The sequence below is a fragment of the Seonamhaeicola sp. ABD4_175 genome (genome assembly GCF_056160885.1).
The window spans coordinates 382,244-395,731 of record NZ_JBSWYC010000002.1; the positions used below are offsets into that span (position 1 = coordinate 382,244).

At 32.7% G+C, this 13,488-nt stretch carries 7 protein-coding genes; all 7 read right to left on the minus strand.

The genetic code is table 11. From position 1 onward, the window contains the following. Position 1 precedes the first annotated feature (1 nt). Entirely contained in the window at positions 2-973 is a 972-nt protein-coding gene (locus ACXAG4_RS08015; protein WP_475295564.1) for a type I phosphomannose isomerase catalytic subunit, read from the minus strand. A 364-nt stretch (positions 974-1,337) separates the two neighbouring features. Continuing rightward, entirely contained in the window at positions 1,338-2,204 is an 867-nt protein-coding gene (locus tag ACXAG4_RS08020) for a DUF1735 domain-containing protein (protein WP_475295565.1), read from the minus strand. Positions 2,205-2,233: 29 nt separating this feature from the next. After that, positions 2,234-4,039, minus strand: a complete 1,806-nt coding sequence (locus ACXAG4_RS08025; protein ID WP_475295566.1) for a RagB/SusD family nutrient uptake outer membrane protein — start codon at positions 4,037-4,039, stop codon at positions 2,234-2,236. Between the two features lie 11 nt (positions 4,040-4,050). After that, positions 4,051-6,849 carry a SusC/RagA family TonB-linked outer membrane protein gene (locus ACXAG4_RS08030; RefSeq protein WP_475295567.1) on the minus strand — a complete coding sequence of 933 codons (2,799 nt, stop codon included), beginning with the start codon at positions 6,847-6,849 and terminating at the stop codon, positions 4,051-4,053. 14 nt (positions 6,850-6,863) lie between these two features. Then, positions 6,864-8,711 carry a RagB/SusD family nutrient uptake outer membrane protein gene (locus ACXAG4_RS08035; protein WP_475295568.1) on the minus strand — a complete coding sequence of 616 codons (1,848 nt, stop codon included), beginning with the start codon at positions 8,709-8,711 and terminating at the stop codon, positions 6,864-6,866. 23 nt (positions 8,712-8,734) lie between these two features. Further along, complete coding sequence (locus tag ACXAG4_RS08040) at positions 8,735-12,103, minus strand: TonB-dependent receptor (RefSeq protein ID WP_475295569.1); 3,369 nt, start codon at positions 12,101-12,103, stop codon at positions 8,735-8,737. A gap of 233 nt (positions 12,104-12,336) precedes the next feature. After that, on the minus strand, positions 12,337-13,467 hold the full coding sequence (locus tag ACXAG4_RS08045; protein ID WP_475295570.1) for a FecR family protein: 1,131 nt from the start codon (positions 13,465-13,467) through the stop codon (positions 12,337-12,339). Positions 13,468-13,488 lie beyond the last annotated feature (21 nt).

The window sequence follows — 13,488 nt, forward strand, 5'->3', positions numbered from 1 at the left end:
TTTAGTAATACACTTCTAATATTTTAGCCGAATTTGATGCTATGCTTATATTTTTTATTGCTGCCGGAAGCAGTAAAGTTTCACCCATTTTAATACTATAATCTTTGTTATTATGGGTTAATGTTGCTTCACCTTCAACACACATAAAAATTATAAAAGAGTCTATGTTTGAATAATCTTTATCTATGCTACTTTTTAAATCTATTATATTGGTTTTAAAATAAGGCGAGTGCACTAGTGTGTTTGAAACATTAGGCGTTAAACTGTAGGTTGCTTTATAATTATCTTGTGGTTTAAAATCTAAAACATCTAAAGCCAAATCGTTATGTAATTCACGTTTTAGGCCCGTTTTGGCATCTACTCTATCATAATCATAAATTCTATATGTAACATCTGATGTTTGCTGGATTTCAGCCAATAAAACACCTGCACCTATGGCATGCACACGGCCTGTTGGAATGTAAAATGTATCGCCAGCAGTAACATTTTCATGATGCATAACATCTAAAACAGTGCCTGCTTCTAAATGTTTTAAATAGGTTTCTTTACTTATTTCTTTTTCAAAACCAACAATTAATTCGGCTTCATCATCGGCTTGCATTACATACCACATTTCATTTTTCCCAAATGAATTATGACGTTGTTTAGCAACTTCATTACTTGGATGTACTTGTATTGATAGCGGCGTTTTAGCATCAATATACTTAATTAGCAACGGAAATTCTTCTCCAAACTTTTCATAAACAGTATTGCCAACAAAGTTGCCTTTATATTCACTAATAAGTTCTTTTAAAGTTTTTCCTTGTAAGCTACCATTACTAACTAATGTTTCATCATTCTCAACATCAGATATTTCCCAAGATTCTCCAATATTTTCTTCGGTATAATCTTTATTAAATAAATCTTTTAGTTTTTCGCCTCCCCAAATTCTATATTTAAATAAAGGGGTGAATTTTAGTGGATAAAATGTCATGTTATTGGGATTTATTTCTACTATTACTGTAAAAGTATTAAATTCAAATTTAATAGTTACTTTAAATTAAAGTTACTAATTTTCTTTCACATTACTTAAAACTTTAAATTTTTTTCTAAATGCCTAATATAACTATTATTTGCTTTTGCTTTTTTGGCTAAATTGATGTTTAAATTGTTTTTCAGTGAATCTAGGTAGGTGAATGATACGCTTAAACAAACATAATTTATCTTGATTAAATAGTAAAAATAAAAAAAGAACCCTAAATTTCTTTAGGGTTCCAAAACTCAAACTAACTAAATAATAAAACTTCTAACATTTACTTGTTTCCTGTAGAAATTCTCATATTTAACTTTAAAAACTTTTATTGCCACTCTTCTAAATTAATTTCTGTATTTCTGTAAATTAGTTCTTCTTCTACATTGTGTTCATTGCCATTTTCATCAGTATAATTATATTGTAATGAAAAATTTCTAGTATTTGCATTATAATTTCCTGAACCACTTAAATTAGACACTCCTGATTCATCTGACAAAATAACATTTCCGTTATCTTCAATTTGAATTTCCATACTTCTTCCTTCTACTTTAGGGTTTCCTACATATGGTACTGATAAACCATCTTTAGATATTGTAGTTAATAACACATCTTCATTTAGCACCAAATCTGTTTCTGAATAGGTTTCTACGCTGTTATCTACTGTATTAGTATCGGTTCCTTTTACATAATACCAACCTTGATATTTATTAAAATATTTTACTACAACTATTGTATAGTGTTTATCTTGCAATATTGAGTCTGTGGTTGAATTTACTAGTTGTAAAGGCAATGCATAATTATTACCTACAGACATATCATCGGCCATAAAAAGCTCTTTGTTTAATACAACAGGTAAACTCCCTTTAAAATCTCCACTTGGTATTGTAAAACTGTTTCCAGAAATATTATAATAATTGTCTGGTAACTGTGTTAATTCAGGGTATGCATTAAGTAATGTGTCCTGTACAATAAACTCTACTTGTTCATTAACGCTATTACTATATTTACCTCCTAGCACAACACCTACTTCAAACTGTAAATTACTTCCATCTTCATCCACTACTGTTCTAAGCGGAAATTGACGAGAAAAATAAGTGGTTGAATAGAGGAAATCTTCTTTATAATCATCATAACACCCTTGCAGAAGAACAAAGGCACCTAAAAGCATAAGTACTGTTATTTTTTTTATCATTTCTTTTTAATTTACTATTAATATTTTTTTTACCAACCTTGGTTTTGAGTAAGGTTGTTAGTTCTTAACAACTCATTAAAAGGTAATGGCCCATAATTCATATAATTTCTATAACTAGGTGTTTGAATAATTTTTCTTGAATAGTTAAAAGTTCCATTACCATTATTGGTAATTGTTACTCCTGAAATAGGTTCGTTTAAGTTATCTTCCCATCTTCTTAAATCGTAAAACCTATGTCCTTCAAAACAAAGCTCAATGCGTCGCTCATTTTTTATTAATTGTCTCATATCTTCTTTAGAAGAAATAGAGGCCAAGTAATCATCAGTTCCATTAACAGCAACACCTGCTCTTCTCCTTACTTCGGCAATAGCTTCTCTGGCAGACAGACCAAAAGTAGTATCATCTGGTCCATTTGCCTCATTAGCTGCCTCTGCAAAATTTAAAAATATTTCTGCTTTACGAAAAATTGCATTGTAATGAACATCGTTTACTGTGTTTCCATCAACTAAGTTTGCTTCAGAACTAATCCACTTTCTTAAATAATAACCTGTTCTAGTTGCGTTTTCAACTGTAACACCAGGAGCTCCTACCATATGGGTGCCTCCTTCAAAAGTTTCAATTGTTTTACCTTTAAAATCTTGGTTATTGTACATAACGGTTATATAAAACCTGGGATCTCTATTTTGGTACATTTGATTTTCATTATAGCCACTTCCTGCCTCTGATATTGGATAACCGTTAGCCATTGGGAAAGCATCTACTAAATTTTGAGAAGGATTACAGTTACCATTGCCTTCTAGTCCTGCGCCAGGAGGAAAGTGATTTCTTTCTAGGTTATTATTACCACCTGTTCCACCACTAACTTTACGCATTATTAACTCTTCATTTAAATCGTTATTAAAAAAACTATTTGAGATATTGTTAACATTATAAACATCTGGAAGTGTGGCCCCTATATCATCAATAACATCTTTAGCTGCTTGTGCTGCTTCATCATATGATGCAGTTCCAAAGGCTGGACTTGCTGCGTACAGAAGTACTCTAGATTTCAAAGCCTTACAGGCTATTGTTGTAGGCCTACCAAGGTTGGTTAAATCAAAATCAGGATCTACAGTACTATTATCATAAGCTTCAGGAAGTCCTGCGCTTAATGCCGTATTTAAATCATTAATAATTTGTTGTACAGTTTCGTTATAACTATTACGCGGTATACTTGCAATGTTAGCATCTGTGATATCTAAGCTAGATGTCATTAAAGGCACTCCCGTTAATTCTCCATTTTCATCAATACCGCCGTATCTTTTTAATAATTCAAAATGAATATATGCTCTTAAAAAATAGGCCTCACCTTTTAATCGTTCTTTAAAAATAGCGTCTCTAGTTGGGTTAGATCTATAATACATTACCCTATCATCTAAACCTACTTCAATAAAAAGATTTATATTTTTTAAATCATCATATCTATCTTGCCAATTATCAAGAGGGTTTCTAACCGCTGTCCACCAACCATCAGTAGCACTCATTTGGTTCATTGCTCCTGTAAGGTTATTTGATAGTGCATTGTCTGTTGCGCTATCTAAAAAGTCTGTACCGTACATATCAAAAGTAGAGGGAATAGCTCTGTAAGCATATGTTAGTAAACCTCTTACATTATCTGGCTGTGTTAAAAGAACATCAAAAGTTCTTTCATTTGTTAATTTAGGTTCAAAGTAATCTTCACATGAAGAAAACATTAATAAAACACCTAAAATAAATACTAAATTCTTCATTTTATATTTTATTTTGAAAACGTTTATACTTGGTGTACTAAAGTTTTTATTTAACTTATCTTTCATAACAAACTTATTTAGTAAGTTAATTTTAAGCCTAATGATAAAGTTCTAAAACCCGGATAATTAGTAATTCCTGAGTCTAAACTTTCTGGATCTAAGTCTTTAATTTTTGAGATAGTAAACAAATCATTACCTCTAACAAAGAGCCTAAAGTTTGTTGCTCCAAATTTTTTACTAATTCGCTCTGAAAAATTATAAGCTAACTCTGCTGTTCTAAGTTTAAAATAATCTCCACTTGTTAACCAATAGCTAGAAGTACGATAACTATGAGACTGATTTAAAGATGTTAACCTTGGGGCTGTAGCTCCTGAAACTGAGGCTGGATTAGCTGAACCTAAAGCGTACACGGAATATTTATTTTCACCTGTATTCCAGTAATATGAATTATTCAACACTCTATCTGCTCCTGATGTGCCTTGTCCTAAAAGAAATAATTCAACACCCTTGTATTCTAAATTAAGGTTTAATGCATAGTTTACTCTTGGGAACCAATTACCTATAATTTTTCTATCAAATTGATCAATTAAATTGTCATTCTTATCGTTTGTAATATCTAGTAATTTAACATCTCCAGGAATAATTTCACCATACGAGGAAGTAACTCCATGCGAAGTAATATCTGCATTATCTTGATACAACCCATCTGCTTGCCACCCCCAAATACCATCAGTTATCTGTCCGGTAAGGTTTAGGTGTGCATATTCGTTTAATTCATCAAATACTTTATTAACTGCTTTAGAGTAAATAATATTTGCTCCAATAGAATAATTAAAATTATTAATTTTATCTGTATATCTAATTGAGGCATCAATACCATTATTAGATATCTCATTGAAGTTCCCTATTGGTTTTAAATCACCTGTATAATCGGGTAAAGCATTGCTAAGCACCACAGGAATACCTGTTCTTAACTCATCAAAATAATTAATCTCTAAATCTAGTTTATTATTGAAAAATTGGGCTTCTATACCAATATTTATTTCTTGTGACTCTTCAAATGTTAAACTAGGATTACCTATTTGACCTGCTCTCCAGCCATACTCAACATTAGAGTTTTCGGGACCAGTTCTATGTGCTCCACTAGCTTGATAAAAATCACGGTATAACAAATAATCAAAAGCACCTTGTCTATCATAACCCATAACGCCATATGATCCTTTTAACTTTAAATAATTGATAGTTTTATTATCTTTTAAAAAGTCTTCATTAGATATTAACCAAGCAAAACCGCCGGCACCATATAAACCCCATCTTTTATCACTTAAAAACTTATCAGACCCCATGTATGATGAAGAACCTTCAATAGTGTACTTGTTATTTAAAGTATAATTTACTCTTGCTCCAATATTTACATTTTTGTCATCTTGCTGTGTTGTTGGACCACTTAAAGTTGTTTTTCTTTTAAGTGTTTGGTTTATGCCAACTAGATTAATTTGTAAATCATTGTTACCCCAAGACCTTTCATAATCTATTTGTGCTACTAAACCTAAATTTTGTGTAGAGTTATCTCCTCTTCGGCTTTCATCACCGTCAAGCTTATCGGTACCTATTCTTGTTGTTAATGATAAATCATTAGGGTCATCAAATCTTATTCTAGAGTACTCTAAAGGTTTACCTATAGCTATATTATTAAACACATCAAATGTTACATAGCCTTTAGCACTCAAACCTTTGAGTATTCTGTCTAAATTGAAATCAATGCCTAAATTTGTTTGAGCATAATAATTTTTTTCATTAACATAACCAGATCGAGCTAATTCACCTAAAATATTGGTATTAACTCTTGGGCTATAGCCTAAATTATCTGTGTCTCCAACTTCTCCTGCCCATAGAGGATAATCATTAGGACGATGTGAGGAAAGGGCACTAAAAAACTGGCTATTGCTTATATTGGCTCTGTCCCAAATATCCATTCTACCAGCTAAATCTAGAAACATTGATACTGTTTTATTTACAGAGTAATCTAGATTTGCTCGTATATTTAAGCGATCAAATTTTTGAGTTTGCCCTTGATTTTCTAAACCATCTTCATGAATATAGCCCAGATTTAAGAAATATTTGGACTTAGCATCTCCTCCAATTAATTGAGCATTAAACCTTTGAAAAGATGTGCTCTTTTTTAGTAATTCATCGTAAAAATCTACATCTGGGTAAATTACAGATGGATTGTTAGCATAATTATCTATATCTTCAGGTGAATATATGGGGTCTAAGCCATCATTTTCTCTAGCTTGGTTGTATAACATAGCATATTGTGCTGAGTTAACATACTTAGGTAATCTTGTTGGTGTTTTAACCCCATATTCATGATAAAAAGACACTTTACGTTTACCGTTATAGCCCCGTTTTGTGGTTAGCATTATTACACCATTTGCAGCTTTACTACCATATAGCATTTTGGCTGTGGCGTCTTTTAAAATCTGTATGCTTTCTACTTCATCAATTGCTATACTTGATAATGCTCTGTTTGCAATACCATCAATAACAATTAAAGGAAAATCATCTTGTCCGCCTCTAGAAAGTCCTCTAATCTTCATCCAAGTATTATCTAATCCAGGTGAGCCGTTACCTTCATAAACAACCAGTCCTGATGCTTGACCTGCTAGAATTGATTCGACATTATAGTCTGATGAATGCAATAAATCCTCTCCTTTAATTACATCAACAGCTCCTACTAGTTTATCTTTATCAACTTTAGAAAAAGGAACCGCAACTTTTTTAGAGATTTCAACCTTTATTAGTGTATCATTTTTCTGTTGTGCAGAAACACTACCCATAAAGGCAGTTAAAAATAATAATATGTAGTATTTCATTTTTTTAGTTTTAATTACCACCCCGGGTTTTGTTCAAATTTTGTCATTATATCCATAACCTGAATTGGAAAAGGATACCAATAATGTTTATCTTCAAATACGCGTTGCGCACTTTCTATAACCTTTTTTCCATACACAAGTTCTCCATTTATTTCCTGAATATCAGCTGCATAAATCTCTCCTTCTCCTAAAACTTCTTTAGCTAATCTCCAGCGTCTTAAATCATGCCATCTATGTTGCTCATGGTAAAGTTCTACAGCTCTTTCGTTATAGATACGATTTCTAAATTCGTCTTTATTTACAGTATATTTTGACAATACATTAGGCATATTTGCTCTATTCCTTACAACATTTATAGCTTCAATAGCAGTTAAAGAACTTCCTGGAGCTGTACCTGTAGGGCCAAAAGCTTCATTAACGGCTTCGGCATAATCTAAATACAGTTGCGCTACTCTAATGTGCGGAAATGAGCGGTACCATCCTGCCACACGGTTCCATCTATCACAACCAACCCATCTATGCTTTCCTTTATGATAATATCCTGTAAACATTTTATTTTTAGAAACATCAAAATCATAGTGCCATCCATTAGGACTAGAAGCATCTAACACTCTTATGTTTGTATTGCTAGGGTTAGGTAAACCCTCAAACATTTCATCACCGTGTGTAAATATTAGTGTTTTTAATCTAGGATCTCTATTGGAATAGGGGTCACTTGGATTAAAACTTCCACTTGAAATGGCTTCAGGGTCATTTACATCATATCCATCTATGGTTTCAAACCATTCAACAGCATTATGCGTTGGAGGACTCTCGGCAAACCAACCGCCTGCAAATTGAGGTAATAACCAACCCTCTCCTATTAATCCGCCTGCTGGATCTGAATGTCTTGAAAACGGTGGTATAACTAAAGCTTCTTTTGAAAAACCAGGAGATCTACTTAACCAATTTTCTTTATAATTTTCCATAGAGTACATTTCATACCCTCCTGCAGCATAGCCATTTATAGCCTCAGCCGCAGCTATTGCTGCTTTTTCTGCATAGGCTGTATTATATACTTTTGAGTTTGAACCATAAGGGTTTAAATCTGGGTTCATTAGTGGACTTGCGGCATAAAGTAAGGCCATGGCTTTTAAAGCTCTTGCTGATGTTTTTGTAGCTCTACCTGCGTTTTGGTCATTCCACTGTGTTGGTAATGCTTCAATAGCTTTATCTAAATCTGACACTAAAAAATCTGTAGACTCTAGATATGAAGGACGTACTTCATCAAAATCATGACTCGTAGAATAAACTCGATCCATTATAGGGAAACCTCCGTATCTTCTAATAATTTGAAAGTAATGAAAGGCTCTTAAAAAATAACATTGCCCTATTAATTGATCTTTTAATTCTTGTTGTGTATACCCTAACTCTGTTGGATAGTCTTCTAATAAATCTATATTTTCTAAAACAGTATTTACAGCTCTAATACCTAAAATGGCTTTGGCTGCTGGCTCAGAATTAAAATCACTACCATTAAATTCTGCCCCTGCCTTCAGATATTTCATCCCGCCAATTTCTCTATAATCAGAGTTCATCCATACGCCTGCATTAAGGGTAGAATGGGTTGGAAATCTAGGTTGGGACATTTGACATTCATCTGACATGGCTCCAATTTCACTAGACCAATCTGTTCCGTTATAAGCATAGTTATGAATTAACCTATTAGCCCTATCTACTGCGCCTCTTGTACTAAAATAGTTAGTAAAAACCTCCTCTTTATCTATGCCTAAATCTGGGCTAACATCTAAATAGTCTTCACATCCCATAAAAACCATTGCTACCACTATTAAAAATGATAGTTTTTTATAATATCTTTTCATATTTGTAATATTTTATTAAACTTTTAAAATGAGGCTCTCACTCCAAAATTATACCTTCTTACAAGTGGATACACCAATAACTGCCTTTGTTCAGGGTCAAACTCATCTGGTAGTTTAGACCAAGTTGCTATGTTATTTCCATTAGCAAAAATTTCGAAAGATTCAAAAAGACCAATTTTCTTGTTAAGTTCTTTACCAAACTTGTATTTAACTTCTAAAGTTTTAAACCTTAAGAAATCACTTGATCTATTTGTGTATGTACTTTTTTGTGTATCATGTGCGTTAGATGAAGTACGCAATGCTGGATGAACTCCATTTGGGTTTGAGAATGACCACGCATCTCTTTGCTCATTATTTAACAATTGAAACGTGTTAACAGAAACACTAGAATGCTCAAACAAGTAAAGAGTTCCTAAGTCTTTAGATATATCAAACATACCATTAAATAAACCATGAATAGAAAAATTCTTGTAACTAAACCCTAAACTAAAGGCATATGTTTTTGTTGCAAAAGAAGGATTGTTAATAGGTACTCTATCATTTTCATTAATAATACCATCTCCATTATAATCTACAAAACTCAACATACCGGGAATAGCAATGTTATTTGGCATCCATTGAGAAACTGTACTATTGTACAATTCGTCCCATGATGTATGTAAGCCATCAGATATTAAGCCACTATTCCAACCTATAGGTTTTCCTGCTAAACGCCTATGCTCATCTGTTGCTGCTGGATCATCTCTTTCTATTACTCTACTTTCACTTAAAGACATATTTGCTCTTAAAAAATACTCAAAGTCATTGCCTATTCTATCATTCCATTTCAGCTCAATATCAATACCATGATTTTTTGTTTCTCCTATATTTGCAAATGGGGCAGAATTGCCAAACCAAGGTGCCACAGTACGACGCTGCATTAATATGTCACGCCTACGCTCATCAAAAAGTTCTATTTGTAATCTCATTCTGCTATTAAGCGTAGCTAACTCAACGGCTAAATCTTGTTTTATTGCAGTTTCCCAAGTGTTATCTGGTACAGCTGGCAAGCCTTCTCTAAACACACCAAAATCACCTGCACCATAATTAATTAAAGGATCACCATAGAAAAATGCATTTTCCCATGCAGTTCTTGATTCAAATGGTGATATATATAAAAACCTATTGTTACCAATTCCGCCATCTGAACCTATTTCTCCATAAGAATATCTAAACTTTAAAAAATCTAGGAACCTTACATTATCTTTGAACCAATTTTCTTTTGAAACAACCCACCCTACTGCTGCTGAAGGAAAAAATCCAAAGCGTAATCCTGGAGCCCAATTTTCATTTCCATTATATGCTCCATTAAATTCTGCTAGGTATTTACCTTTGTAGCCATACGTGGCTCTACCTACCCAACTTTCTTCATATCTTGGAAAGGCTGTATTACTTTGAGATCTTCTTCTAAAAAATAGTCCCATAATACCAACATCATGGTTTTCTCCAAATGTTTTATCATAGTTTAACCTTAATTCATAATATAAACTACTACTTGATCCTGATATACTTTCACCACTTACAACCGGAGGTGCCTCTACGGCATCAGGGTTATCTGGTAAAGTAAAATCATCAATATCTTCATCATAGTAATAAAATAAGGGACTTGCTGTTATACTACTATTATAACCTTGGCTATAATTGTATGATAATTTTGCACTGGCCTTAAAGCTTGGTGTAATATCTTGAATAAATGTGAAATCGGTATATAATGTATTAGATCTTCTTTTCCACTCACCTTCTCTCTCTACTCTGTAAAAATTTGGATTAACTGTAGCTCCTAAAACAGTTGTTAGCCTACCATCATCTAAAATTGGTTGGGGGCCCGCCAAAGGTGTTTGCCAGATACGCGTAAAACTATCTCCACCTCCTGAAGCTATACCGTTGTTAGTTAGCCTAGTTACAGAGTTACCACTCCATTGTTTAAAATTACCACCAAGACCTACTTTAAACTTAGTAGTTTCACTAAAATTGAAATCTAAATTAGAACGCCAATTATAACGATTTTGAAAAGTACGAGGATCAAAATCTCTTTGTTTTTCAAAATTGAAAACATCACCATCATGCTGATACCCCAAAGAAGTAAAATATTGTACAAAATCATTACCTCCAGAAATATTAAGGTTATATTGAGATGCTTTTCCTGTTGTAAGCAACTCATTAATCCATGTTGTATATGAATACCTTCTTTTATCTCTATTAGGGTCTCTCCAAGTATCAATTACACTTTGAGGCACTAGGTTGCTGTATGCCCTATCATTCATATTTGCTTCATTAAAAGCTTCTAAAGTTGCTGGATAATCTGCAAAGTAATTTGTATTCATAGTAGGTTCTTTTAAGCCCCAACTGCTTGTAAAACTTACTTTGGTTTCTCCTTTTTTACCTCTTTTAGTTGTTACAACTACAACTCCGTTTGCAGCTTTCACACCAAAAACGGCAGTAGCCGAAGCATCTTTTAATACAGATATAGATTCAATTTCGTTTGGGTCTATATCATTAAAATCTCTCTCTACACCGTCTACAACAAAAAGTGGATTGTTATTAGTCCATGTAGACTGCCCTCTTATGAGAATATTTGATGCTGTAGAACCTGGTTGACCAGCAGCTTGCATTGTTGATACACCGGGCATGATACCAGCTAGCGCTTCAGACACTGTTCCTACATTACCAGCCCTAAGAAGTTCTTCTCCTTTTGCTTGTGTAATTGATCCTACTACGGTTTCCTTTTTTTGGCTTCCAAAACCAACTACAACAACCTCATCAAGTTCTGATAGGTTTTCTTTTAATACTATTTTAATTTGTGATTGATTATTAACTGGTATTTCTCTAGTATTAAACCCCAAAAAAGATACAGTTAGTATGGCATTTTTACTGGCTACCTTAAGGGCAAAATTACCATCAAAATCGGCAGTAGCACCATTTGTTGTACCTTTTTCAATAACATTTGCTCCTGGTAGTGGTTGCCCATTTTCGTCTAAAATTGTACCGCTAACCAAAAACTTTGTTTGCCCTTGAGCGTTTATTGATGGCGTCACGTTTTTAAATACCTGTTTAGGTTTTAATACAATTTGATTTCTAGAAACTTTGTATTGAATTTTTGTGTTGAAAAACAAACGATCTAATACTTCTAAAAGCGGTTTTTTAGTGGCGTTTATTGAAACGCGCTTTAGGTAGTTAACGTCTTCATCTTTATAGACAAATTTATAATCGGTTATTGTTTCTATCCGATTTAGCACCTTTTCCAAGCGCACGTTTTCTAAGTTAATAGTTACCGTTGTATTATCTTTTTTAGATACAGGGTTTGCGTGTGTTTGAAACAAGGCTACAATTAAAAATATTGTGGTTAGTTTCATTTTTAAATTGCGTTGTAACAAAAAGAGAGTAGTTTCCCTTTGAATAACAAGGTTTTTCATTATTTTTATAGTTCTTTACGTTGGTTATTAATTTAATCACGCATTTAACCGGTAAAATGTTCCCGCATTTTCCGGTTTTTTTTATGCTTTGTAAGCATATTAAAGTGATTAAGTAGAATAATAAATAGTTTGTTGTGTGGTGTTTTTCTATGTCATATGTGGTATAGTTTAGTTTAGTTGATTATTATAGTTGGCTTGTTTGTTTTGTTATTTATAGTGTAGTTAATACTATAATTTTCTTTAAATGTTTGTAAAATATACTCTATGCTTGTATTATTAAAGCTTGCTGTAAACGATGTATTATTTAAGGCTGTATTAGTACACTGTATTGAAACATCATAATACCTTTCTAGCTTTTTAGTGATATTCTTAAACGGCTCATGTTTAAAACTTACAACGCCATTTACCCAAGAGGTATACAATGAAACATCTACATTTTCTACAATTAAATTAGCACTTTCCCTGTTTAAAACGGCTATTTCTCCTGGCTTTAGTGTTGCTTGAGTTTCATCAATGTTTTCAGCAAATAAACTTACAGCACCTTCTACTAATACTGTTTCGGTTTCTAAATCTTCAGGATATGAAGACACATTAAATTGTGTACCTAAAACCTTAACATTTATACCTTTTGCCTTTACTATAAAAGGGTGGTCTTTATCTTTAGTAACATCAAAAAACGCCTCACCCGTAATAAAAACCTCTCTATTAAACCCTTTTAAAAATTTAACCGGATATTTTAGTGAGCTACCAGCATTTAGTGTTACTTTTGTACTATCAGACAACACAACATCAAACCTTTTACCATAAGGCACTTTTAAGATATTATATATCAATTCTTCAGTTTTGCTATTGTTATTATAATGCAAAACATTTCCTTTTTGCTGCCCGTAATTATTTCCTTTTGAATCTGCTATATCAGCTGTGTTATTCTCTGTAATTATTTTTGTTTCACCAGTTTCTAATTGTAATACTATGGCATCTTCTGGAATAATAATATTGCTACTACTTTGTGACAAGAAATAGACATAGCTAACACCTAAACAAACCACCAAAATAGCTGCATATTTTAAGAGCATAGAAAATTGTATAGTTTTTCTATTTAAGCGCTCAGAATAATCGTTATAGGCTTTATCTGTATTGACTACCTTTAACGTTTCATCAAAAGTTGAAGCCAGGTGTTTTGCTTTCAATACATTAAAGATTTGCGCATTTTGAGCTGAAGCATTTATCCAATTCTCAACAGTCTTAACCTCTTCAGGAGTAGCTAATCCTTTAATATATTTTATGAGTATAGTGTTTTTCATAGTTAGTTGATATTATATAGA